The 26,924-nt window shown below is 39.1% G+C and carries 21 protein-coding genes; all 21 read right to left on the reverse strand.

Annotation, left to right across the window (positions count from 1 at the left end):
- Positions 1-538 precede the first annotated feature (538 nt).
- The 21 genes from HG267_RS08030 to HG267_RS08130 all read right to left on the reverse strand — a co-directional run bounded on the left by HG267_RS08030 (position 539) and on the right by HG267_RS08130 (position 26,848).
- Positions 539-1,081: a WcaF family extracellular polysaccharide biosynthesis acetyltransferase gene (locus HG267_RS08030; RefSeq protein ID WP_045872828.1), complete on the reverse strand. Its 543-nt coding sequence runs from the start codon at positions 1,079-1,081 to the stop codon at positions 539-541.
- Between the two features lie 23 nt (positions 1,082-1,104).
- Positions 1,105-1,659, reverse strand: a complete 555-nt coding sequence (locus tag HG267_RS08035; RefSeq protein WP_045872829.1) for a YdcF family protein — start codon at positions 1,657-1,659, stop codon at positions 1,105-1,107.
- Positions 1,660-1,768: 109 nt separating this feature from the next.
- Positions 1,769-2,983, reverse strand: a complete 1,215-nt coding sequence (locus tag HG267_RS08040; protein ID WP_045872830.1) for a glycosyltransferase — start codon at positions 2,981-2,983, stop codon at positions 1,769-1,771.
- 254 nt (positions 2,984-3,237) lie between these two features.
- A complete protein-coding gene (locus HG267_RS08045; RefSeq protein ID WP_045872831.1) occupies positions 3,238-4,398 on the reverse strand; it encodes a glycosyltransferase family 4 protein in 1,161 nt (386 codons plus the stop codon).
- 11 nt (positions 4,399-4,409) lie between these two features.
- Positions 4,410-5,567: a glycosyltransferase gene (locus HG267_RS08050; RefSeq protein WP_045872832.1), complete on the reverse strand. Its 1,158-nt coding sequence runs from the start codon at positions 5,565-5,567 to the stop codon at positions 4,410-4,412.
- A 105-nt stretch (positions 5,568-5,672) separates the two neighbouring features.
- A complete protein-coding gene (locus HG267_RS08055) occupies positions 5,673-6,962 on the reverse strand; it encodes a hypothetical protein (RefSeq protein WP_045872833.1) in 1,290 nt (429 codons plus the stop codon).
- 107 nt (positions 6,963-7,069) lie between these two features.
- A complete protein-coding gene (locus HG267_RS08060) occupies positions 7,070-8,341 on the reverse strand; it encodes a glycosyltransferase family 4 protein (RefSeq protein ID WP_263420037.1) in 1,272 nt (423 codons plus the stop codon).
- Positions 8,292-9,980 carry a right-handed parallel beta-helix repeat-containing protein gene (locus tag HG267_RS08065; protein WP_045872835.1) on the reverse strand — a complete coding sequence of 563 codons (1,689 nt, stop codon included), beginning with the start codon at positions 9,978-9,980 and terminating at the stop codon, positions 8,292-8,294. Before HG267_RS08065 ends, HG267_RS08060 begins: the two co-directional genes overlap by 50 nt.
- A gap of 9 nt (positions 9,981-9,989) precedes the next feature.
- Positions 9,990-11,120: a hypothetical protein gene (locus HG267_RS08070; RefSeq protein WP_045873021.1), complete on the reverse strand. Its 1,131-nt coding sequence runs from the start codon at positions 11,118-11,120 to the stop codon at positions 9,990-9,992.
- 23 nt (positions 11,121-11,143) lie between these two features.
- Positions 11,144-12,331, reverse strand: coding sequence for a glycosyltransferase family 4 protein (locus HG267_RS08075; RefSeq protein ID WP_045872836.1), 1,188 nt, complete (start codon positions 12,329-12,331; stop codon positions 11,144-11,146).
- 26 nt (positions 12,332-12,357) lie between these two features.
- Complete coding sequence (locus HG267_RS08080; protein ID WP_045872837.1) at positions 12,358-13,377, reverse strand: glycosyltransferase family 2 protein; 1,020 nt, start codon at positions 13,375-13,377, stop codon at positions 12,358-12,360.
- Positions 13,378-13,431: 54 nt separating this feature from the next.
- A complete protein-coding gene (locus HG267_RS08085; RefSeq protein ID WP_045872838.1) occupies positions 13,432-15,078 on the reverse strand; it encodes a glycosyltransferase in 1,647 nt (548 codons plus the stop codon).
- Between the two features lie 20 nt (positions 15,079-15,098).
- Positions 15,099-16,301, reverse strand: coding sequence for a DegT/DnrJ/EryC1/StrS family aminotransferase (locus HG267_RS08090; RefSeq protein WP_045872839.1), 1,203 nt, complete (start codon positions 16,299-16,301; stop codon positions 15,099-15,101).
- The gene (locus HG267_RS08095) at positions 16,294-17,268 is read right to left on the reverse strand and encodes an NAD-dependent epimerase/dehydratase family protein (RefSeq protein ID WP_045872840.1); all 975 of its coding nucleotides are present in this window, start codon (positions 17,266-17,268) and stop codon (positions 16,294-16,296) included. Before HG267_RS08095 ends, HG267_RS08090 begins: the two co-directional genes overlap by 8 nt.
- Positions 17,258-18,226 (reverse strand): methionyl-tRNA formyltransferase, encoded by a 969-nt coding sequence (locus tag HG267_RS08100; RefSeq protein WP_045872841.1) that lies wholly within the window; start codon positions 18,224-18,226, stop codon positions 17,258-17,260. The genes HG267_RS08095 and HG267_RS08100 overlap by 11 nt, the downstream gene beginning before the upstream one ends.
- Positions 18,227-18,237: 11 nt before the next feature.
- Entirely contained in the window at positions 18,238-19,245 is a 1,008-nt protein-coding gene (locus HG267_RS08105) for a hypothetical protein (RefSeq protein WP_045872842.1), read from the reverse strand.
- Positions 19,245-20,354, reverse strand: a complete 1,110-nt coding sequence (locus tag HG267_RS08110) for a DegT/DnrJ/EryC1/StrS family aminotransferase (RefSeq protein ID WP_045872843.1) — start codon at positions 20,352-20,354, stop codon at positions 19,245-19,247. Before HG267_RS08110 ends, HG267_RS08105 begins: the two co-directional genes overlap by 1 nt.
- Entirely contained in the window at positions 20,351-21,388 is a 1,038-nt protein-coding gene (locus HG267_RS08115) for a Gfo/Idh/MocA family protein (RefSeq protein ID WP_045872844.1), read from the reverse strand. Before HG267_RS08115 ends, HG267_RS08110 begins: the two co-directional genes overlap by 4 nt.
- Positions 21,389-21,658: 270 nt before the next feature.
- Positions 21,659-22,294 carry a hypothetical protein gene (locus tag HG267_RS08120; RefSeq protein ID WP_045872845.1) on the reverse strand — a complete coding sequence of 212 codons (636 nt, stop codon included), beginning with the start codon at positions 22,292-22,294 and terminating at the stop codon, positions 21,659-21,661.
- Positions 22,295-22,544: 250 nt separating this feature from the next.
- Positions 22,545-23,057: an acyltransferase gene (locus tag HG267_RS08125; protein ID WP_045872846.1), complete on the reverse strand. Its 513-nt coding sequence runs from the start codon at positions 23,055-23,057 to the stop codon at positions 22,545-22,547.
- Positions 23,058-23,224: 167 nt separating this feature from the next.
- Positions 23,225-26,848, reverse strand: a complete 3,624-nt coding sequence (locus HG267_RS08130) for a DUF4082 domain-containing protein (protein WP_045872847.1) — start codon at positions 26,846-26,848, stop codon at positions 23,225-23,227.
- Positions 26,849-26,924: the final 76 nt, after the last annotated feature.

A 26,924-nucleotide genomic window follows, 5' to 3' on the forward strand; every position in this document is an offset into this window, starting at 1 on the left:
TAGCAGGTAATTTTTAGGATATTTTTATTTTTTCGTAGAAAAATATTTAAATAAAAACAAATAATGAATGTATATGTAATTATCAATCTACAGCTTATTTTAGGTAAATAATGAGGTACTCAAGTAGGCGCATTGCAGTGCTATGCACTTATAATTATCCGCCCTACCAACTGGCAATCTGCTGTAACTCAGTCCATCTTGAAACTTGGAGTTTGCCAAAAGCAAATTATTCACTAAAACTCAATTTTTTTCGATAAATGATGTATCAGATATCAAAGCTAATCTAAATTGCAAGTAACTAATTCTTTGATATCTAGAAGTGAAACATCTAATAGTGCAATTGCTTAAAAAATTACCTTGTCACAGTATTTTATTCATTTTACAAAATAAAACAGCTCACAAAACTACCAGTTTTAGTTTCCATTTTTTATCTAATTTTAGTTTTTGCGGCGAAAATCCAGCCTTATATTTTTCTTACGTAACATTTTCAAATTTTGGCGGCAATGATGATTTTTTGAAAATAAAAAACCTATTAATATTAATAATTGAATCTCTTTTTGATGGGTTGAGCCGGATTACCAGCATAAATAATCATTGGTTCTAAAGAAGACCCAGTTACGCCACCCAAGGTCAGCACTGCACCTTTACCAATTGTCACTCCTGGGCCAATTACAGACTTAGCTGCAATCCAACTACTCTCTTGAATGTAGATAGGAGCAGGCATCAGTTTAAAATCAGGATGATTCCAGTTATGATTGCCAGTGCAGAGATAGACTCCTTGAGATAAACAAACATGACTTTCAATAATCACAGGTGCTAGGTTATCAATCCAAGCATTTTCCCCAATCCAAGCAAAATCACCAATACTTAATCGCCAAGGAAACTTGACCTTTACTCCTGGTTTAATCCTAACTTGTTGACCAATAGTGGCACCAAAGCTGCGTAGTATCCAGACTTTTAACGATGACATGGGAAGCCAATAACTTTCAACCAAAGGCGACCCGATAAAATACCAGAGAAGTTGTTTCCAGTAGGGTGCACCTGGGGTGTAAGTACCGACAGTATATTGATCTAGACGCATAATTTATAGATGCAAAAAGGATACTAAAGATTGGCTCCTGTATAACCTGTGATTATCCAGAGTAAGGAGCGAGCAATATCTCGCAGAATACGAATTACCGATTCTTGAGGTTGATCGGATGGTACAGAAAGTGGAGTGAAAACGATTCCTTGACTACCTAGAACAAAAAAAGCGATCGCTGTGGCTCTAGGCATATGATTTTTAGATGTTACCAGGTAGAGATGCTGAATCTGGCGTTTCTTAAAATCTGAAACTAAGGTAGTAAAGTTAGTAACCGTATCAGTAGCACGATTATCTATATGTAACCGAGTAGCGATATTTGCAGCTTGAAACAATGCATATGTCTTATCTGGTTCTGGAGGAGAAGACACCCAAACTTCTAACGATGGATACCATTTAGCTAGTTCAGCAGTATATTGTTCCCTAGGAGGATCGCCACCTAAGGTAAGAAAGGCTTGAGGGTGGGGTGTTTGAGTTGTTGCGATCGCTAAACGCAAAGGAATGATCGCTAATAGGGTAAGAATCAAACTCGCTACAGCCAAAAACCTATATTTTTTCAGTTTACGACGACTATACATTTTACCGATAGGCGCATTCTAGCTTTTGAAATCTACATTTTTACCAATTTTTGGCACTAATTAGTGTTGAATTAAGGCACCAAAAATTTTGACATAATTAATTTTAAAATTAGATTTCCCTACCAGATTTTGCTGGAATAAAATCTTGATATTCTGGTAATGCTTTTCTATCGATAATTGCTTGATAAACTTTCACTAACTTTTCAGCAGCACGCTCCCAAGTATAATTGCGGAAAATTAATTTACGAGCGCGATCGCCCATTGTTTGGGCCTGTGTTGGATTGCTTAAACAGTCAATTAAGGCGTTAGCAATTTCATCAGAATTAGTGTCAACAATGTGTGCAGCCTGAGCCTGAGCAGCTTCGGGAAAATTACATCCGGTGGTAATCACACAGGGTAAACCTGAAGCCATACCTTCCAAGACAGACATGCTAAAACCTTCTGAGTAAGAAGGTGCAACATATAAATCAGCTGCGACCAAAGCTGCTTGTTTCAATTTACCTGTAAGCATACCTGTAAAGGTAACAGCTTCTAAACAACCTGCTTGGACAAAATAGCGCCTAACTGTTGCCAGAAATCCGGTAGAATCTGGCCCTGCTACTACTAAATGAGTTTGGGGAAATTTTTTATGAATTTTGCCAAAAGCAGGAGCAAGTAAATCTAAACCTTTTTTAGGATCAATTCTTCCTAAAAATAGCAGTAGAGTTTTATTTCTTGTTTCTGGAAATTGCTCATAGAAAATTTCATCTGTTGGTAGATTTTCAAATTCTTGGCGATGAATGCCGTTAGGAACAACAACTAAATTACGAAATCCTAATTTTTTGACGTTACTAGCTTCAGCATTAGCAATTACTTGAATAACACTAGCTTTTTTTAAAGCAGGTTTTTCCAATAAATTATAGTAGATTCTTTTCTTCCAGGCTTTGTAAGACAAAGCCCAAGGCTCAAGCATTCCGTGCGGTGTAACTACATAGGGAATTTTGCGCCATTGGCAAAGTAAGTGTACTAAGAAAACCAGTGGTGAAAAGACTGTATTAGTGTGGACGATATCATAATCCTTAATATGCTTAATTAGCCAGTAAATTAAAGATAAGCTAACAATAAAATCATGGCGATGCCAGCAAGAGAAATATCTGATTTTATAAGATTTTTGATATATCCATTTATTTAATGGTACGTCTAATTTATCCGAGCCATTCGCATCAGTAGTAATTAAATCTACATTAGCTCCTAAGCTACTAAGAGTGTCAGCGAATTCTCTAGTTGCCTTTGAAGTTCCACCATAATGTGAACCAACATAAGGTATAAAAATTAGTACTTTCATGTGAGGCTATGAATTTAGGAAATTAGACGAATCAAAATTGCTAACTTTATGTAAATAAGCAGTCCAAATCACTTCCACAAAAATCTGCAGAAGTGATTGAACCTAGATTTACTAGGTCAGTAGTTGGAATATTTACTGTGAGTTAAGTTAGTAAGCTTGGGCAGCAGTTAAATTCAATTATTTTCAGATATACAGCGTATTTCAGGTAAATTAGGTACGCTGTATATCTTCCAAAGGCGCAAGCTATTTTGTAACTACCCATTTAATGATGCTTGAATTGCTTTTAATAAGCCATCTGCAAAAACTTGTGGGCTAAAATTTTCAACGATTTCTTGGCTATTCCTGCCCATTTTTATTCTTAAATCTGCATCCATCTGATGAATAGTTTTCAAAGCATCAGTCATATCTAAAACACTTTCTGGATCGAATAGCAGGCCATTTCGACCATGATCTATAAGTTCATAACGAGCGCCTACAGTACGGCTACAGAGTACTGGTAGTCCAGCAGCACAAGCTTCGTTCAGTACTAGACCCCACTGTTCTTGCAAAGCGGGATGGACAAAAGCATTAGCTAATCCATACCAATCGCCAATATTTTGGTAAGGGATAAAACCTGGTAAATATACAGCATCTTGCAATTTTTGTTCCATAATAAAATTGCGAATTTCCGCTTCTTCTTCACCGCTACCACAAATGACTAAATCCCATGCTTGCTCATTTCCCATTTGTTGGTGATAAGCTGCAAATGCTTGTACAAGGCCAAAGACATTTTTCCGTTTGAGTAGACGAGTGACAGCAATGAAATAAGGTTTAGTCGGTATCTGGGGATTTCGCCGTCTTGTTTCAACCGGATCGAACCTTGCTATCTCAGCTTGTTTGGCAAAATAATCGTTATCAACAGCATCGTATCCCAGAAAAATGCGATCGCGGGGAAAACCTAACTCCATCAAATAGTCACGATGTAGTTTACCCCCCACTAAAGCTGCATCAAACTTGCCAATCAGTAGCCAAAACTTGATTTTCTCCTTCCACCAGAGACGTTTTTCATCATCCCACTTGGTTTCACTCATCAAAATCGCTGGTACTTGATGGTGCTTACACCAAGAAAGCGCAGCGCGGGATACTGGAAAACCCCAACCAGGAATCACAACAGCACTTGGTTGTAAGTTGTCTAAAAAACCAGGAAGTACAGCCGCCGCCTGTTCTGCATATGAAGACTCATCATTCTTAGGCAGTAAGGTTTTTAGCGGAAATGTAATTTCTCGCTCTAAATCCCCCCAAGGATGTTCTAAGGTATCATCTGTGACTTGAATAGCTGTAAACTGCCAACCTTTTTCCTGACAAGCAGAATAAGCAGCACGTAAGCGTGCAGCATGATAACTGCCAACATTGATAAAAATTACAACAATATGCATTTGTTTAATACCTAAGCTATCCCAAGTGCAGCTAGGGTTTCACTTGCCATTCTTGCTAAAGAAAAATATTTCTGGAAATCTTTTTTTCCATTTCCGGCTTCTTGCTTGAGCCAGGAAAGATTATTAATTGACTTAATTAATGCTTGACCTACTGATTCAGGATTAGGATTAGTCGCAATACTTACCCATGAAGCACGTTCAGCAACATCCACAGCGCCATTAAAATTGGTAACTACAGTAGGTACTCCCCGACCCGCCGCTTCTAGCAGTGCTAGAGGTAAACCTTCAAAATGGCTGGTCATGGTGTAAATATCTAATACAGATAAGTATGCCTCTGGATGTTGCTGCCAGCCTGTGATGTGCCATGTATTTTCAGGAGCATGATTACGCAAATATTGTTCTAAATTATTTCTTTCTGGCCCATCGCCTATAAGTAACAATCGGCTTTTAACTCCCTGTTTTATGGTATATAACCATGCATTTAACAATAATGAGAGATTTTTTTGGTAAACAAATTGACCAGAGAAGCCAATTATTGGTAATGGTTCCACCCAACTACTAGGAAGCGGTGGATGAGATGCAGTAATTTCCGGAAAAGGGCATCCATAATTAACTATCTTTGTAGGACGTGGATAGCTATAGTAATTTTCAAATTCTTTTTGGCTACCTTGGGAAACAAGAATTAAAGAGTATGGGTGTTTTTTATACCATTGACGTAGTAATTGACCTCGCAATTTGCCCAAAGGTCTTTGATGTTTGTTACCTGTCATTGGCATATGCATTGTGCCCCCCACAGGAGCAACATTTGCCATTAAAGCACCAGCAATATAATCTAATCCATCTTCATCGTATTGCTGGTTAATCAGAATGGCATCAGGGGAAATTTGTTTACATAATTGAGCTAATTTCAATTGTTGATTTTTATCTAAAATTGATTGCATAAATCGCAATGGTCGAGAACGCAATCCTGTAAGATTTATGCGGTGTACATGAGCTTTTTCTGTGGCTAATAAACTAGCCCAATTATCCATATAACTAACTGTAGAAAGTAACACATGTACTTCATAGTTCAACAAGCGTAAACCTTGATTTAAGTAGACTAAGTAACGCTCTCCCCCACCTCGCTCACTAGAATTAGAACTTATAAGAAGTACAGTACGACTACTCATTTTTGATGACAAAGTTTTTTGTAAATGAATTATTTAAAGACAAAAAATATCTTATTTAGGAAAAAAGATACTGATATTAATATAAGGCTGGGAATTAATTAATATTTATCTAGCTTTCTTGTAGCGCTTAGTAGGTAATGTATATTTACCCCTCGAGTAATAGGTTACTAATCCAATAAAGATAACTTGAAAAATTCCCTGTTGTAAAAATGTTCCCACACCATGCGTTAAACAGATCATAGCTGGGCTGATTAATCCCATATAAAGTATTTGACAAAAAGTATTTTTATAATTAACGCCACAAATCCAAAGATGTTTAAAAATATATGCTATTAGTGCATAAATAAAGCATCCTAGGTAGCCAAATTCCATAAAGCAATCGCCAACACCAGTAATTGTAGAACCATTAGGACGAATATAGCCATATAAATTCTTCAGTTGTATGACATAGGTGTCCCACAAGTTAAACTGTAGAGATTTTTTAAAGTCAAAGCCTACAATTTGTCCTGGTACAAATTGAAAAACTATACTATCCCACCATCCAGTTCCAAAACCATATAAACTTGTCTTATTGGCTACATCAATTATTAATGCTGCATTTCTGAGTTCTAAAAAATCTCCCTTTTGCTGAGAGCTAAATGATTGCTCTACAGCAGATAATATTGCCTGCCAATTTCCACTAAAGATTAAATTCCAAACACCTCCACGTAAATCGCCAAACAAAGGAATAAGGAAAGTTACTAGTAACATTCCTGTGACAACTAACCATCGAGGAGGGACATAACGATAAATCAAAAACAATGAAATACCGATAATAATAGCAAATGTCATTGTTGGTTGACGACGGCCGATCAGCACACTATTAAATAGAGGCCAGCCAGAAATTACTGTAAAAATGATATTCAGAAATCGAGGACGTTTTAGTGCCTGTAAAAGAAAAATTCCAAAAGCTATATTCCCAGCTTGAATAAAGAAGAGATATATCGTGGCTGGGCCTGTCCAATTATAATTTTCTGCTACTTGAACAGTTGTCCGAGAAAGTAAAAAATTAAAGAACCATGCCTCTGCCATGAGCATGATTCCTCCTATAAATAACTTCCGCTCGTCAGTTTCTATGTTGAGCAACTGTAATAACTTTTTATTAGGCTTCATTTGATAGCCTATCCAACAGGAAGCAGCACAAATAGATGATACTAATAAAACGTTTTCTAGTACTGTTGGGCTAACTCCTGTACCAGGATTTGCGATTAAAGCGAATGCTTGAGGCAAAATAAAGGAAAGAAACATACAACCCATAAAAAATGGGTATTGGTAAATTCGCTCAATGCGAATGACTCCCCAGATTAATAATCCTAAGCAAATACAGACTAAAATATTTCGATATACTTCTGCCATGCAGTTTTAATATTAATGCTTCTTTAATAGTAATTATGCTAAATTTATCCCTTTGTTATTTTTCTTGTACCGTCTCGTGATTTTTAATTAATCGTACAATTTGATAGCTAAGAGACAGCATAGGGCAGAATTTGGAGCGAATGCTGTAATTTGTCCAAATTAAAAACAGCAGTGTCGGTGGATTTTTGGGATAATGCTTCTAGTTTTTGAGGATTATTCAGGCAAAATTGCAACTTCTGTGCGATCGCAGATGCTGTAACTTCTGGCAAAATTAATCCATTAATGTTATCTTTCACTACTTCACCACAAAATTTGGAAGCAATTATGGGTAGATTCCAAGCCTGTGCTTCTAGTTGCGTAATTCCAAATCCATCAGAGAGAGTAGGAAATATAAATACATCTGCCATTTGATAATACCTGGCTGTGGCACTTCTAGACACTGCACCTACCCAATTTATCTTGGAATGAGAATATTGAGGTAGAGGAATACCTTGAGAACCAACTATCCAAAATTCAATTGGTTCACTATGTAAAATTTCTGCTGCTTCTAACAGTGCAGCAATACCTTTTCGCAATATGACTTGCCCTAAAAATAGCACCCTCAGTGGACGTTCTACCGAAAAGTTAGCTGGATAGGTACGTACAAAATTATGTGCTTCGATTGGTGGTTGATAGGCAAGCGGAATGATGTTAATTTTTTCTTCAGGTATACCTAATTGCTGTAACGCTTGATTTGACCAATTAGAGTTAACTAAAATCTTGTCAGCTAATAAACATTCTTCTTGCCAATTTTGCCAATAATTGGGTGGTGCAGCCTCGCAACTAGATTGATAGGCAGGATATTTAGAATGTGCTTCTAGAACTAATTTCTCTTCTACTTCTCCAGGATCAATTTGACCTAAAATAGTGTACCATCCTTGAGATTTAGCATAGCGAAATAGTTCTAAAGCTGCATAGCTATAAGAAAATAATATAGTGCGAGATTTGAGTTTTGGGTTGATGGCTTTGAGTGATTGTAATGCAAGTTTTTGAAACCAGTTATTCCTGGTAATCACACGCTGCCATCCAGAAGTTTTTTGAATTCTTTGAGCTATTTCAAAGTTAATTAAAGAGTCAGTAAAGGATGTTACAGATGCCGTGGCTAAATCTGGATGAAACCGTTCCCGCAAATTTGTTAACCAACCTGGAGGCAGTCTATTAATTACAGAATTAGGTGAAATCCAAGCATCCGTGATCAGGTTAGTAAGTTCTCCTGCTTGATGTAAAGCCCTAGGCAGAGCATAATGCTCTCGTGCACCTATTTGGCAACATAGCCAGGATGAAGATTTGTCAAACATTGTTATCGGTTGATGAAGTGTGACTTGAATAAGCGATTTCATACCACTTATTGTCAGCTTTCTGAAATCTTAATTGTAATTTGTCATCTTTATATCTTAGATATCTCTCTTTTCGACATTGGATTTTACTAGATTTTTTAGGAAATTTAATTTGCCCACGGCTACCATCAACCATAATCATCACCTCCTGCCCGTCAACATATTTATCAATACTCATGCTGACTTGAATTACTCGATTTTTTGTATTATTTTCTACTAAGACTTCTTCAAATTTTGGCTCTATAATATATGGAGGTTCTTGCCAAAAGTTAGATTTTCCTTGTAAGTCTCTTCTGTCTACATTGAAGTATTTATTATTACGGAATAATGGTCGCTCATTGGTTATGTTAGAAGATTGCTCAGGAGTGCGGCAGTTTTCAAATATATTGTCTTCTATAACTATATTCTGGAAATCGCCCCAATAATAAATACAAGCTCTTTTATCTATATCACTTGCAGTCAGAACATTATTTTTAATAATTATATTCGTTAAATTACCAGAAAGATTTGCCGCTGTTACTCCTACTGTATTACCTTTTATTTTATTTAAATAAAATTCTATGTTTTGATTCTTACCGCTAGTAATAAAACAATTTCTACAATCATTAAAATAGTTGTTTTTGATAACTAAATTACTCACTCCATTAAAAGCACAAACCCCATCAGGAGAGTTAGAAAATGAACATTCAGTAATAATTTTGTTGTGATTATCAGGAAAATTGCCCTGTCCTATCACTAAACCCTGATAAATAGAATCTTTAAAAACACATTTATGAAATTGATAACTTTTGTTGGGAGCTATCGGAGCATTTTCTACCCATGCCGTAGCAGTTTCAGAGAATTCACATTCCGTAACTGTCAGGTCTGCATCTAGACTGAGTAGTGAAGCATTAGAACTCTTTAATTGAGTTTTTGATATAGTTAATTTTCTAATTCCCCCTCCACCACCGTAAATCAGTTCACCTCTAAAGTTATGTACGGAAATAGAATCTAAAGTTATATTGTCTAAATTTGTATTGAAATCTAAGGCAATTCCTTTGTGAGTAAGATCCCAACCATCACCATTAGTCGGGTCAGCAGGCCAATTACGATTACCTGTAAATCCTTTAATTCCACCATTTAATTCCAAATTTTTAATGGTAACGTTTTTCCTAGGGTTAAACGAATCAAGTGTTCCTTTAATTAATATTCCATGACCCCTAACGACTCTACCATCAATTAAAGAGTAATCCCCTCGACTTTGAAGAATGGTTTTACCAATTCCATCACCAAACAAGGTAATATTGTCATAGTTAATTAACAGCGAACACGGCTCTTGAGTATTCAAATTAAGTGGTGCTATTTGATATATTCCTTGAGGTATATATATATTTCCTCCACCATTTACACCTACTGTATTAATAGCAGCTTGAATAGTTTCTGTATTAGCCTTAATAATATAGTCTAGATTAGTAATACCACTAATAAGTGGGCCAAACGCCCTGACATTTACGTAGTTGGTTGGTAAGTTTTGAATTTGTGCAATATTAGTTTTATTAGTAAGTTTCTGTGCTGCTTTTGATAAATAATTTGTCAACAGAACAGATAAAAGACTAGTCAAAGAGCTTAATCCAAACAAACTTAAAAATTTACGACGCTGCATAGTCTATTCCTATAATCCCAATAATAAATTTTCTAGAGTATGAGCGCGTTGTTTCCAGGTATGTTGTTGAGCAAATTCTAGCTGCTTTAAAGTTTTCTCATAAGCTTGGGGCTTCATTGAACAGGCTAACTGCTGGCGAATGAGAGCGATCGCATCTTCAACACTGTGGAAAATACTAATCCACTCAGGATATAAAAGACACTCTGGTATATCAGTGCTTAAAATTGGGTGACCACTGGCTATCCCATCCATGATTTTGGTAGGACAAGCTGCTTGGTTAAATGGGTGTTCCACTATGTAAGGAATCCAATTCACAGCAAAAGACCAGTAATGTTTTGCTACTTCATCGGACGGAACTTTGCCAATATGGCGAACATTAGGTAAGGCTAGGACTGCTTGACGAGTTTTCTGCCAGTTTCCTTGCTCTAGCATTATTTGCTCGTCTAAACCACCTACAAACACGAATGTGACTTCGGGACAAGCTGTAATAATTTGGTAAATTAATTGCCAGTCTAAGCGATCGCCCAAGTTTCCCACATAACCCACTGTCATCGGTTCTGGAGAATTTTCCGGTTGGCGGTTGAGGTAGGTGTCAACAAACCCGTGAGGATAATGATGAATCTGAGAAGCTTGATCAAGATGTCGTTCTCTTAGCGTCATCATTTGGGTAAAGGATGCACACAAGGTAATGCTTGCCCTTGTAATTAATTCCTGCTCTTGTGTGAGAATTTTATCTTTTTGCTCAGGCCGATAAAGCGCGTAATCATCAAAATTGTAATATATTAATTTTTCTTGAGGTACTTGCCGTAACCAAGGAGTAAAATAAGGTTCGGATGCTATTACCCAAGGATATTCTCCAGTAATTCCTTTGATTTGCTGGCACCAACTATGTATTAAATATTGCAGATAAAAACGAAATATTTTTTCTAATCGTCCTGCATAACCAGCAGGTAATACATGCATTGACCTCTTTAATAGAGATGGTGGTTTGCGGCTAGACCATTGGGGACGTAAGATGCGATAGGTACGCCAATCATAAAACTGCACTGCATAGGTCAGGTGACTTTGAGCTAAAGCTTCTGCCATCCCATAAGTCCAAGGACTATTTGCACCTAAATATAGAAAACTGAGTTTTCCCATAATAAATACTTCAATGTAAAAAATTACCACCCTCGCAAATCACGTACCCAGTAGCCAAGAGTAGGCGATCGCCCAATCAATTCTCTAATTACAGCACGTAAACCTGTAGGTAAAAGTTGAAACCTACGGATAGGAGGTTGATATAAAGCGGGTTGTTGACCCTGTTTACTTCTATTTATGGCTGGAAGAGTGGAAATTTTTGCAATCAAAGATTCATAACCTTTCCACATTACTGTTTCATTAAATTTTGACCTAGCACATTCAATCACAGCATGATTGAAAGCTGGATAATTCTCACAAGCAAAGATAACTTTTTGAGCTAAATCCTGGGTGTCACCTAAAGGAGCATATAATCCTGTTTTATTGGCTGTGGCTATTTCTTTAGTACCAGTTTCCACATCCCAAGCAACTGGTATACATCCCATACCCATTGCTTCAATAGTGGCCATCCCAAAGGGTTCAACTCTACTTAACATCAGGATAACTTTTGCTGATGCAGCAATGGAGAAAATTACATCTCTTGGCACATAACCATAAATTTTAATTTGCTCAGAATTAGGTAATTGCCTAATTTTACTAATAAATTTTGGTGTAATATTACCAAACCAATGCAGCTTGCCTTTAAAACCCAATTTAATCAGAGATTTCCATAAATTTAGAATATCAAAGGCTCCCTTTGTTGGATTTTCACCACCTAAAAAAACTAAATCATCTTGCCTAACATAATTTAATTTTTCTATTTCCGGAAAAACGCAACCATTATAAATTACAGATAATTTATCTGAGCGTTTTAACTGGTGTCGAAACTTACTTGCTACAGTCTCAGACACAGCCACAATTGCTTCTAAAGCATCCTCTTGTGCTATAGCTCTCAACCAATAGGAAGGAGCTGTATCATGGACAACGTAAACACATTTAATCTTGGCAGGTAAGTAAGGAATAATTACATCAAATTCCTCACAGCCGTTAAAAAATAACACATCTTGAGGATTTTGTTCTAACCATTGCAGCAGCATTTTGGGTGTTTCTGTTGCACCATTGGTTAAACCTAATGATGATACTTGAAACTGATTACTTGTAAGCCACGAAGGTTTATTGAGAAACAACATCGTGGTTTCATATCCAGTTTGTGCAGCTTGACGACAACAGGATAATGCTACCGGAGATATGCCCCCACTTTTATCATTAGGGAGTAGCCAGCAAAGTTTCATTATTAATAATTTATTTATTTATTTATTTATTTTGATAAAATGACTGAAGAATTATCAAAAACAATCGAGCATATATAATTCTCATATTCCTCTTTATTGAGAGCATCATCCCCATCTGTCTTTAACTTCGGTTTCCGCAAAATCTTCAAAACTACAAACCAAGGGAAAGCTAAAATAAATGGTATCAGCATTTTATTAGAGGAAAAAATTCCTAACCACTTTTTCAGTAATGCAAATTTATTCTGTGCTGAAACAATAGAACGCAAACTCACCCAGCATTGATCGAGTCGCAGAAAAAACTGCTGAGACAATGGTAGACCGAGCCTTTCTCTGTAATGATTAGAATTGGATGTCATCCATAATACATCTTTGATATAGATGGCATCTGAGTCTACCCCACATTTTTTTGTCACTTGATCGCTATGTAAGCGCATCGCACAAACAGGTTCGTCAATTGCAACCACTGAATATTTATATGACAAAGCAACAAATATTTCCCAATCGCCTATACCTGGAAGAGCAGTGTGAAATCCTCCTATATTGCGAAAAAACTCCGTACGATACATACAAGCGCTGGGGATAAATCCAGCATACTCTTCTAACCTTGCCCACTGTTTTCTAGTTCTTAATTCAGGTATATAAGGAGAAATAATATTGTATAAACTAATATCATTATTTTCTTCCTTAAATTCTATGTATTCTCCTAGACAAACTGCTGTATTAGGTGAATCTTCAAGAGCCTTAACTTGTTTTTCTAAAGCGTTAGGAAAAAGAAGATCATCACTGTAAAGAAATTTGATAAATTGTGTTTGACATCGTTCTACACCACGCATGGCATTTGCAAACTGTCCCACATTCATGTCATAACGAAGATATTCAATATTTAAATCAGGAAACTTGTTTACTACCTCTTGGAGATTAGCTGTGGATGCATCATCGCAAATCATCACCACGAAATCTTTATAACTCTGCCATCGTAGTGATTCTAATGCTTGAGTAAGCATTTTACTCCGATTATATATCGGAATAATTACTGTTATTTTCATAATTACGATATCTAAAATTTTCCATCATTTTTTTTGTTAAGCAATCAAAAAAACTTACTGTCGATGAAAAAAATTATTTTCTGTAATCAAATAAAAGAATTTTAACCATTCTGGTAATAAATATTTTAATTGACTTAAACCAGTAAAACCGTTCTTCTTAATATCATCTATCCAAAAACGCAACCGCAAATCAGCAGGCATGACATTTAAGTGCCACCGAAATAATTCTTCTATTTCTACTTTAAACCCATGAATACGTGGAAAAAATACATCTGGTTCGCCCAAAAACATCATATCCTTAACAGGACTTTGTATATTTACACGAGGCAATATACTAGCGTGAAAATATATATCATTTAATAATTTGAGCCAATTATTTCCTATGTGTGTTTCTGTGATTTTTCTTTGAGTAGCTTCTCCCAAGAATAGCCGGAATTTCTCATCTTCAATCAAGCGAGATAAAATTGCTTCATACTCTTTAGTGTCACGTACCCTAATCATATTGCCATCTAGACCAGGCATATCAGCACCTAAGATTTCACAACCATCAGAGTATGGATAGCGAGTAACCAAAGGTAACCCATAACTTCCAGCTTCTAGCAACGATGTAATTGAAACAAAAGGAAATGAGTCAAGATAAATGTCAGCTGCTTGATAAAAAATCGATGTATCTTCAGTTTGTTTAAGTACTATAATTCTGCCCTGTGTTTCCTGAATAGCTGCTGACCAATCCTCGCTTTCACCAGGGCCAACTACAAGTAGAATGGCTTGGTCATATTTCTTCAGCAATTGAATATGTGTATCAGCGAAACTAATACCCTCAAGACTTCTGTATTTCGGTGGTCTTGCAATAGAAAGAAGAAGCACACTGTTTTTGGCAAGACCCAGTTTTTCCTTGGCCTCTGCTCTAGATAGGGTTCTGTAAAAAGGCTCTAAAACAGTAGGTATGAGCATATTACGCTCTTTTTCAATACCTCTGCGATTTTGTGACAAGTACATACCCGATACTCGCAAGTTAGCTACTATATCGCTAGTGCTAACTCCAAACCAGAAGCAGTTGTCACCATGATTGACGCGTATCACTGGTGGTGATTGTAGTTTATTTGCAAATGCAATTGTGGGAATAACATCATGTTCTAAAGCATGAACCACAACCACATCTGCTGATGCCGCAATTTCCCGTAGCCGTTTGGCTCTGGATACAAAACCGCCAATGCATCCGTTAAGTAAGTATATCTTACCATTACTTTTACTCACGGCTTCTTGGCAAATTTTTGGCACATTACGTGGTGATTGTTGGGTTAATACAAGTGAATGCGATCGATCACTATCTTGCTGAATCCAACGTCGAAGTAATCTGGGAATTCCACTAAAGGGTTCAGCAATATTGCTAGCAACATGGAGTATGTTTTTTGGTTGTCCAGGTAATGAATGATTCTTATACAAACTACCTGGCATAGTTTTTAACCCAATAGAGGTAAGGATTTGTTCCAGTTCAAAACTTGCTAAGAGACCACAATGTTGATGTACAGCATGAAGGCCTGCAATCTGTGCATATACTGCTGCTGCATCATACTGACCATGTTCTGCCAAGTCTTTGGTTTGTGTGACAAGACTACGAAACACCTCGAAATTTTGTTGAATATTCTGGCGACCTTCTTCTCTCCACAGGGTGAATATATCGGTTGCTAATTTTTCCATAGACTTCCTTGGTAACTTTTTCAAACTTGACAAGCTGCTTTTAATAGCTCAACTACCTGCTGCAGTTCTTGCTCAGTCATCTGATGGAATAGTGGTAAAATAATTGCTCTTTCTTGAGCTTGTTCGCTTTCGGTTAGACGCTGACACTTTTCTAACTCACAATTACAAGCATCATTAGCAATTCCACAAGACCACGCTTCTATACTGTAAGCAGGCTCACGATGGGCGCACATAATACCGCGTCGGGTAGATACGCCAGCATCTAACATTGCTTGCATCACTTGCACTTGATCGCATTTCTCTGGTAGCCGGACACAGAAGCTTTGCCAGTTACTTTTTGCCCAAGTTGGTTCTGTCGGTAACTTTAACCCTGGTATATCTGCTAGTAATTCCTGATATCGTTGTGCCAAATAACGCCGACGTTCGACAATTTCCAGTAGACGTTTAAGTTGTTCCCGCCCTACTGCTGCTTGGATGTCAGTCATGCGGTAGTTGTAGCCCAACATAGGATATGACTCAAATATTACCTGTTTGGCTCCGTGGCGCACGGTGTCAGGTACGCTCATTCCATGCTGTCGCCAGAGGCGGAACTGTTTATCCCACTCTGGGTTGTTGGTGGTAAGCATTCCACCGTCGCCAGTGGAGATAATTTTGCGGGGGTGGAAGGAAAAGCAAGCTATATCTCCATGTGGCTTACCGATTTTTTCCCAATGTCCATCCCAGAGAATTTCACTACCAATAGCACAAGCTGCGTCTTCAATTACTGGTAAATTGTAACGGCGGGCAATTTCTAAAATTGCTTTTAAGTCACAAGGCATTCCAATTTGATGGACTACCAAAATTGCACGGGTGGAATCGCTAATTACATCTTCAATTAACATTGGGTTGATGTTATATGTTTGCGGTTCAATATCCACAAACACTGGAATTGCGCCACAGTAGCGAATGCTGTTAGCGGTAGCAATATAAGAATGGCTGACGGTAATTACTTCATCGCCTGGCTGGACACCAACAGCTAACAATGCCAAATGCAGCGCTGTCGTGCAATTGGAAACAGCACAAGCATATTTTGCTCCTACATAGGTAGCAAACTCTTGCTCAAAAGCAGCAACTTCTGGCCCCTGTGTTACCCATCCAGCTAAAATCGGGCGCTTTGCTGCTTCTGCCTCAGCTTCTCCCATCCAAGGTTTAGCAATGGGGATAGTTTGAATTTTTTCAGACATTGCTTGCTTCCTTTGCCAGCTTTTGTTCGCGCCACCAACTTACCAACCGTTGTAATCCTTCTTCTAAAGATACTTGGGCTTCAAAACCCAATAATTCTTTAGCTTTGCTCACATCTGCTAACCGACGCTGTACAGGGTTGACTTTGCGTTCTGGGCCGTATTCTGGTTGTAAATCTGATCCCATCACTTTCGCCAAACTATACGCGAGGTCATTCAAACTGCTTTCTACACCACTGGCAATGTTAAACACCTCATCGGTAACATCAGCTTTAGCGGCTAAGATATTGGCTCTAGCAATGTCTTCGATATATACAAAGTCCATTGTTTGTTTGCCATCGCCAAAAATTAGTGGTGGTTGACCTGCGGCGATGCGTTCCATCCAGCGAATCAAAACTTCAGTATAGACACCGTATATATCCATACGCGGGCCGTAGACATTGAAGTAGCGCAAACCTACATAATCTAGCCCATACATATCATGGAAACTGCGTAATAAGCCTTCATTAAAGACCTTGGCTGCACCATAAAGGGTGCGGTTATTGTATGGGTGATGGGATTCTGTAGTGGGGAAATCTTCTGCCATCCCGTAAATAGAAGCAGAAGAAGCAGCTACTACCTTTTTCACATCGGCTTTGACTGCTGCTTCCAATACGTTGAAAGTGCCATCTGCTAAAACTTCCAAAGCTAAACGTGGTTCTTCTGCACATTGAGTAATGCGAATTGCTGCTTGATGAAAGACAACATCAACGCCTTGCATAACTTCGCCTAGCAGTTTTTGGTCTCTAATATCGCCTTCTACAACTACTAAGGGCCCGTGTTCTTTTGCCCATGCTAAATTTTTAATTTGACCGCGTGTGAAGTTATCGAGAATAATAATTTCCGATACGCCTTCTTTAACTAATAAATCAGCAATATGGGAGCCAACTAAACCTGCTCCCCCTGTAATTAATACGCGCTTATTTTGCATTTTCTTGTAATTGGTTAATTTGTGCTTCTAAAAGTTGAATACGATTTAGCAAATCAGAAGTTTGTAAGCCTAAAGTAGTTTTCACAGACTTAATGATATTAGCTGCTGCTGTTTTTTCTTCTCCAGTCAGTTGAACTGTAAAAATTCTCAGCACTCCATCACCATTTAACACATCAACAAAACCATCTGTTTTGGATCTATTGATAATTCTACCGGGTATGCGTCCTACATAAACAGGTGGATTATCTACAGGCTGGGCTTGCCAAATTGTGAGTTTCTTTCCTTGAAAATATGTGTAAGCACCAGGAAAAGGAGCAACTAATGCCCGAATTAAACAATCTATACTTCTAGTAGAAGCCGACCAATTAATCTCACCATCTTCAGGTAGGCGAGTACAACTATAAGTAGCTTCAGCGTTATTTTGCTGAACTCCTGGGTAACCATTCAAGGCTTTAACAACTATCTCACCTAAATTTTGCTTCTGAATTTCATTTAATCTGTCATACAAATCAGCTACCGTGTCATTACGATGAATGGGAATTAGCTGTTGAAAGAAAATATTTCCTTCATCTAAATCAGGTGAAATTTTATGAATGCTAATTGCCGCGCAAGGTTCATCATTAATAATTGCCCAATTAACATTAGCCCGTCCTCGATATTGGGGCAAAGGAGAATAATGAACATTGATGAATGTAGACAGTTCAATCAGTGCAGGTGGCAGAATTTGATTATAAGAAGAAACTACCACGCAATCTGGCTGAAATTTGAGAATTAGTACTTTAATTGCTGTTTGTGAGGTATCTGTAAATATGGGAATATTTGCTTTTTGAGCTAAATTAGCTACAGGATCATCTGTATCGGGATAACGCACTATTCCTTGAACATGACACTGAGAAATTAAGGACTCTAAGGCAGTTAAAGTAGTGGTACCTATACCAATTAGCAGTACATTGACCATTGACTAATTCCTCACAGGAGTTGCACAAATTCCAAACCAGATGTTTGCGGTTGGAAAGATTGCCGCCAAATCACTTCAGCAGCTTTGAGTCCGCCTGTCTGCAGACGTACAATTGGTTCTGGCCCCACGGCTGATGGGAGAATGCCCATGTGTCCTGGTTTTGGCTCAATTTCTGGAGATACGGGGATATTTTGGGCAGCAAAAGCCGATCGCTCGATGTCTCCCCAATATTGAGCAACTAATGTACCTGTCCAATATTTAGCGATCGCTGCCGCATCTTTAGCGCCTAGTATTGGTTCTAGGCGTGGTTGTAAAGCTACGAGAATGGCATCGTAGTTTTTATTGATGGATGCAGTGGCAAGGCTATCAACAGTATCTACTGTGGCACCAGCTTGGACTAAACCACGCTCAATAAATCGCTGAAAAGGGTTATCACATAACAATAAAATATTGCTGGTGTAAACGGAAATTCCGGCATCCAGCAATTGTTTGACTGCCATAATTCCCAAAAAGGAAAAGACATCTACTGCTGGATGACGTTCGTTCACCCCTACAACCTGGATACCTTTGAGACGACAGGTAATTAGATCCAAGTCTTCTGGTCTAAATTCCCAAGCTTCGTACATTAAGCCAATGACAGCATTCGGTTTCATCCAACCAATCATCTCTGCATTGATGGGGCGAACATGGCCGCTGTTGGTAATGATATCGGCTTGAGCAACAATATCTGGAGTTTTTTCGGCGATAAATTCAATGCGGTCGCTGACTCCGGCAATATCAGCTAGTTGCTTTGTCAAAGCTTGCACTTGCTCTACGGTACCATAGCGGGTAGTCTTGGCGATCGCCAAGACTTTCTCGGCTCCAGCGATCGCAGCTACAATTGGTGTCACTGCATAGGCCCCTGTTGCGGCTTCTGTCAGCACGATCGCGTTTTGCAATTGCAAATCACAACCCTCAACAGCTTGGCGTACCAAGGAAACAAGGCGATGGGGATTTAAACCAGGACGGCGATCGCTCATTAAACAGCCACTCCCTGCAGAATGTTTTGGAGACTATTAGCTACTTTGCTCACCTGTGTAGCTGTGAGTTCAGCATACATGGGTAAGGAAAGCACTTCTCTAGCGGCTAATTCTGAGTGGGGAAAATCACCTGGTTTGTAATCTAAATCAGAGTAAGCTGTTTGTAGGTGAACTGGGATGGGGTAATGAATCCCTGTTTGAATTTCTTGTGCATTTAGCTGTTGCTGTAGCCATTCCCTTTGGGAAGTCCGCACTGCATAGACATGATAAACATGGCGATTATGAGGTAAGGCTACAGGTGTAGTTAAACCAGTATTGGCTAAAAGTTGATTGTACTGGGCGGCGTGTGTTCTTCTAGCTTCTGTCCACTCTTCGATATAGCGTAATTTCACCCGTAAAATTGCCCCTTGGATACCATCCATGCGGTAGTTATAACCTTTGAGGACATGGTGATATCTGCGTTCTTGACCCCAGTCGCGTAACATTTGCATGGTGTGGGTGTATTCGGGGTTATTAGTGACAATCATCCCACCTTCACCATAAGCTCCTAAATTCTTACCAGGGTAAAAACTAAAGCAGCCAATATCCCCAATACTACCTACCCTCTGTCCCTTGTATTCTGCACCATGAGCTTGGGCAGCATCTTCAATTACTGTCAAACCATGACGGCGCGCGATTTCCATAATCGGTTCCATATCTGCTGGTTGACCATACAAATGTACAGGCAGAATGGCTTTGGTACGTTCAGTAATCGCTCGTTCGATTTTGTTGACATCTATAGTGTAGGTAATCGGATCGATATCAACAAAAACTGGTCTGGCTCCGGTATAACAAATCGCGGCTGCTGTGGCGACAAAGGTAAAAGGTACAGTAATGACTTCATCGCCTGCACCAATACCTGCTGCTAATAATGCTAGATGGAGGGCGCTAGTACCTGTATTGACAGCGATACCAAAGTCTGCGTTGCAATAGTCAGCAAATTCTGCTTCTAAGGCTTTAACTTCATTACCCAAAACGAATTGAGTACTTTCTAAGACTTTGAGAACAGCAGTATCAATTTCATCTTTGATGCTGAGATATTGAGTTTTGAGATCTACGAATGGAATCACGCTGCCACCTCTGCTAAATTTAGTTCAACTAATCGGCCATGTTGCTTGAGGGACTGGCTTGCAGCTTCGAGAATTCTCACTACCCGCAGTCCTGCTTCCCCATCAGTAATGGGGCGATCGCCTGTTTGGATACAATTGATGAAATGTAAGCCTTCGGTTCGCAATGCTTCTGTCATGTCTAATTGCGGCGACCACATATCACCTGTGCGGTAACCAATTAGCATTTGGTAAACGCTTTCGGTATGACCGTTGAGGATCAGTCCTTTGTCGTATACCTTCAGCTTTTCACTAGGTTCTAAATCATCAAACACGATCATCTTTTGGGAACCACCAATCAGAGTCCGGCGCACTTTCACGGGTGCGAGCCAGTTGACATGAATGTGGGCTATTAAGTTGCTTTCAAAAAACAGAGTTAAATAAGCGATATTTTCTGGTTCGCCAGGAACATGGCTAATCCCTGTTGCTGACACTGCATAAGGTTGGGATTGCAGAACATAGTTCATAATTGATAGGTCATGTACTGCCAAATCCCAAATCACGTTCACATCATGCTGGAATAGCCCTAAGTTAACGCGTACAGAATCGTAGTAATAAATATCACCTAAAGCATTTGTCACCACTAAGTCCCGCATCTTGCGGACTGCACCAGTGTAGACAAAGGTATGATCTACCATCAGCACCAGATTGCGTTTTTCAGCCTCATCGATCAAACGCAGTGCTTGCTCAGAAGAGACAGTCATTGGTTTTTCTACCAGTACGTGCTTTCCTGCTTTCAATGCAGCTAAAGCCAAATCAAAATGGGTAGAGACTGGTGTGGCGATCGCCACCGCATCAATCGTCGGATCTGTGAAGATATCGCGACAATCTGTTGTCACGTTAATTTTGGGATATCTTGCCTGTACCTTTGCCAGTAATTCTGGTTTAAAATCACTGACTGTCTTGATTTCTGCTCCTGGTATTTCCGAAAAATTTCTAACTAAATTCGGGCCCCAATAACCATAGCCAATGACACCAATTTTAATGTTGCTTCCCATTGTTCTTAACTAAGAGAATTTTATTTGAGATGAAATAGAAATTCTGGCTATCTACAGATATGCCAAAAATTACAGCAGATTCGATGTTTATGAGGTACAGCAACTAATTGAAAAAGTAATGAGTAATAAGTAAATTTTTTACTCATTACTCATTACTCATGATGTACCTGACTTACTTCAAAGGTGTTGTAACACCCTCAACTTTACATACAAGTAGTTAAGGGTGTATTTGTGAGCATCTACAAAGAATTATGAAATGTCAGCTTTTGCTCATTTGTTTTGTTGATTTAATTTTGCCATTTTCCTCTGCATCTTCATGCCAACAACGAAGAAAAAACCAGCCATTACAGTAGCTAACATATTACCTTCTGGAACTGCATCAGATGATTGATTGATGTTAACTATTGCATAGTTTGCTTGTTCATTACCACGTGTGAAAATATCTTGACTTTCTCCTCGATAATTATCCCACCTGGTAATATAACTATCGACCTTACTGACAAGAAAAAGTGTGCCATTGGGTGCAACTGCTCCTCGATATGGAACCAAGGCTGATGGATAATTATTAATTTGTGTTGGTACAGTTTGTTGAAAATTTAGTAAGGAGGCAATGCTATCAACTAAGTTTTTTGCTCCTTGAGGATTATCCCAAAAAGTAGGTTTCTGAAAATCAGAATTATTGGGAGAACCAAACAAGTTGATAAATGAATCATATTTGAAGGTTATATCATAACCGATATCATCAACAACTAAATCCTCAATTTTACTAACATTACCTGGACTACCATATTTTATTTGTACACCATTAGCAGGGTTAGCAAAAACTGTGGCAATACTCAAAACCGAAACTAGATAAATAAATTTTGATGTGATTGGGTTTTTGAGCAGGTAGATTTGATTAAACATTTGCACCTCATACCAAAGTCTGGATATTCCATAGCATCTAAAAATGATGTGACCAATAGGGATACATCAGCCAAATCAAATTATTAGGAATAAATATAAAAGCTTAATTATTGTAATTAGAGATATTTTTGAATTGTGAATCATCTTTGCAATCCATATCCTAAAAACCGGATTTTTTAGGTAATCGAAATCTTGATTATTTATTGATTTTCCTAACTTTGGTAAACAGATAATTCACTATGTTGCTACCTTATCTCATACTTGTAGCAGCTATTTCTAAGTTTCTTTTATTATCGCGTACATCACCAATTACACGAGCCGGTACTCCTACTACAATTGCATAATCAGGAACATCAGTAGTAACTACTGCTCCAGCCCCAACAATGGCTCTTTCACCAATTGTTACTCCTGGCAAAATAGTAGCATTACTACCAATAGATGCTCCTTTTTTGACTACCGTCTCAACTACATCCCAATCAGCTTCGGTTTTTAAACTACCATCTTCATTAGCTGCACGGGGATAAATATCATTAGTGAACATTACCCCATGCCCAATAAAGACTTCATCTTCAATAATCACACCTTCACAGAGAAAGCTATGCGATGAAATTTTACAATTACTTCCTACAAGGACATTTTTTTGAATTTCCACAAAAGTGCCAATTTTCGTATCATCCCCAACAGTACAACCATAGAGATTGACTAATTGAGTATGAAAAATTTTAACGTTATTACCCAACTTTACATCATCATTTATTGGCATAATATACCTGCCTTTATATAAGGCTCAACAATTTTTTGAATTCCTATCTCTTGAGTGATTCAAAATCCAGCAAACAAAATGGGAGCATACTAAAATTTTTATATTTAGCATACTCCCCAGTAAAATTGTAACTTGAACTAAGCCTTGTAATTCATTAGTTAGCACTGCTAAGGATTAGTGCTAAACAATACATCTACCCAATAATTACTAGCAGCGTAAGAGTTAGTAGGGAAAGCTGGATTGGCATTATAAGTATAAACACCATTGCCACCGCTTTCGCTGCTACTCAAGGCGCGTAATGGAGATTTATCCACACCAGAAGTGAAGAAATTCTCAGTTACAGAATACTTACCAACATTAGTGTGATATGAAGCAACGTAGGTAGTGTTGGCTGTAATCGCTACTGGTGTAGCAAAATTTGCCTGTTGCCACCCAGACGCTGTTTCACTAGTAAAAGTGACTTGAGCTAACTGAGTACCAGTGCTACTCCACAAAGTTCCTACATGAGTATTAGTATTTTGGGGACTCTTGTAGAACCTGATGCCTTTGATATAACCATTGACGCTAGAGCGGAATTTCACACCTAATTCCACAGGTGAGTTGTCTGGATCTGTGATAATAGCAGGCGTAGCACTGTTATCCCAGATACTAATTATTGATGTGGCGCTGGTAGTAAATGACCAAGTAAAGTTTTGGGCTAGAGAATTACCTGCTATATCCTTGACTCGTGGGTCAGTTGTACCACCTTTGACTGTAGCAGTATAAGTGGTAGAAGTTGCTAGTGGGCTGCTAGGTGTGAGTGTAGCTGTACGACTGGCAGCATCATAGGTGACAGTAACAGTTACTAATGTGTTATTAGCTTGATTTCGTAATTCAAAGGTATTGCCAATAATTGTTGCTGGATCAATTGCTTCACTAAAGGTGGCTGTGACAGTTGTAGCAGTGCTAACGTTTGTTGCTCCATTGCTTGGAGTTGCAGCAGTTACTGTTGGCGGTGTGGTGTCAGCTGCAGCTGTAGTAAATGACCAACTAGAATTTGCTGCTAGAGCATTACCTGCTTGGTCTTTGACTCGTGGGTCAGTTGTACCACCTTTAACTGTGACAGTATAGGTAGTGTTTGCTGCGAGTGCGGCACTTGGTGTGAGCGTTGCATTACTGTTTGCTGAGTTATAGGTAACAGTGGCAGCTACTAAACTGTTTGGGCTACGTAACTCAAAGGTATTGGTGTTGATTGTTGCTGGATCAATTGCCTCATTAAAGGTGGCTGTGACAGTTGTAGCAGTGCTGACGTTTGTTGCCCCATTGCTTGGAGTTGTAGCAGTTACCGTTGGCGGTGTTGTGTCAGCTACAGTACTTGTAGTGAAAACAACATCTACCCAGTAGTTGCTGGAGTTATAAGTGGAACTGGGGAAAGTCGGGTTAGCATTATAAGCATAAATGCCATTACCACCACTCTCACCATTACGCAAGGCATAAAGTGGGTAGCTATCTACACCGGAATTGGCAAAGTATCCTTCGTTAATGGAATAACTTCCAACATTAGTATGATAGGAAGCTACATAAGTAGTGTTTGCCGTAATTGCTACTGGATTAGAGAAATTAACTTGCTGCCAACCAGAAGCCGATTCGTTGGTAAAAGTTGCCCTTGCTAGTTGGGTTCCACTGCTATTCCATAGAGTACCCACATGTGTACCAGTATTTTGCGGCCCTTTATAGAAGCGAATACCAGTAACATTACCACTTACTTGAGAGCGGAATTTTACCCCTAGTTCTACTGCTTTAGTTTCGGAATCTGTCAGCACAATTGGTGTAGCGCTACTATCCCAAATAGTGCTACAGAGTTTATTTGTGCTACATCTAGCTGCGACTGTTATAGTAATCTGTGTTTCTGGTGTTTGAATATTACCGCTATCATCAATAGCACGGCTTTTAATGGTGTATGTGCCATCAGTTGCAGGTTGCCAACTGTAACTCCAACTAGCGCGACCATTTGCTGGATGCCATGTTGTCCCGCCATCAACTGATACTTCTACACCACCGACGACACCGCCACCAAAATCAGATGCTGTACCACTGATGGTGATTGAAGTATTACTGGCTACAGATGCGCCATTGGTGGGAGAAGTAATTGTGGACGTGGGAATTAGGATATCAGCTGAAGCAAAAGCTTGCACTAGACCAGATTGGAGCGTTGCTGGTTGTACGCCCATATCAGCAAACAAGTTAACAGTTGCTTGCTGCATCCGCACATCTGTTGGTGTAACAGTGCGATCATGATTTGCATCCAGCCCCCAGGGCCACTGGACTGTTCCGGCACCAAACACTAAGGCATTGTTACCAGTGCTGCCTTTATATTTGTACAGCATCAAGTGATGGATAGCTGTACCAGATCCAAAATTTGAGCCGTAGTCTGTAAGGACAGGGGCATTATTTACAGTGGTTGTTGACATCTGAATCGCGCCAGCAGCCCGAAAACCGTTATCGATATCTTCGTCCCATTCGTAACCCAAAGTACCATTAGGCAATGTGGCAGTACTTCCAGCTGACAGGTTAGCAATAGTTGTATTGCGCCAGAAACGCATCTTGCTGTCTGCTGCTGGTACTTGAATAGCTGTAGTTGCTCCATCATTGACCGTAAATAACGTGCCAGTCAAAGGATTTTCTGGACGACCGCCATCGGAAGGTGGACTAAAACGAGGGTCACGCCAAGTACCTGTCCACTCTGGTGTTGGATCGATTTTTGCGCCAGCGTGAGTTTCCTTGTAACAAACCAGTGTGCGGTAGGGCGTACCTGAGCTATCAATACTATTTTCCCAACGGGTTTTCCAGTAGACTTCATTGCCACTAAAGAATGCCAGATTTACACCTGCATCCCTTGCTGCTTCCACTTTTGCCCGTTGCTGCTTTGACCAATACTCGTCATGACCTACTGATAGGAACAGCTTATGGTTTTTGATCAAATCACCATAGCGATCGCTATCTACACCAGTAAAATAGCTAACATTGTAACCATTAGCCTCTAACCAACGCACCATCGGGTATTCAGCATTAAATACCCAGTCCTGACCGCTATCAACAGAACGAGTATTGAACGGACGGTTATAACTTACTTTATAAGCACCACCTTTGGGGCCTGGCCCACCAGTATAAAGACTTGCTCCACCGTAAGTGTTATATGCTTGCCAAGTAGTATCAGAAGTTTGGAAGAGAATATCAGATGTACTTGAGTCATCCCGAACAATGAAGAAAATATGACTGGCTCCACCAGTTACTCCACCCGATCCACTTGTAATTACCGCCTTGGCAAAATAAATTCCTGAGGTGGCGTTTGCTGGGATATTCCAAGCTCCAGATTGCTTCCAGTTTCCACAATCATATAGTGCAGTGCTAGAGTTTGTCAGACAAGCAGGTTGACTTTTAGCATCAGAAATCTGCTGTGTAGTAGGATTTACAGTGGCTACTTTACGGGCACCATTCCCACGGTAGTAACCCATACGATAAATATCAAGGCGGTAGTTAGTAGCATTGGTGCTAGTTTTAATCTTGAAGTTGACTATATCACCTAGGTTATAACTGATATCAGCAGTAAAACCTTGAATGTTAGAACTACCAGCGCCTGTAATATCCCATTCAGATTTGGGATTACCGTCTGAATTGTTCTCAACGACAATTGGGTTCGTACTAGTTTGGGCAGGCGCAGGCTGTATTCCTAGTCTATAATCTCCACTGAGGTTGATCGTTAGTAGCGCCGTAATGATAGCTATTGCGATCGCGCGCATCCACTTTCTCATACAGCTGCCTTTTCCTTTACAGGTTGGTAGTAACCGCTAAATAACAATCTTGGACTACACCAGTTGTTTTCTAAGA

Origin of the sequence: Tolypothrix sp. PCC 7601 (assembly GCF_025677855.1) — a bacterium.
Classification (GTDB): domain Bacteria; phylum Cyanobacteriota; class Cyanobacteriia; order Cyanobacteriales; family Nostocaceae; genus Aulosira; species Aulosira diplosiphon.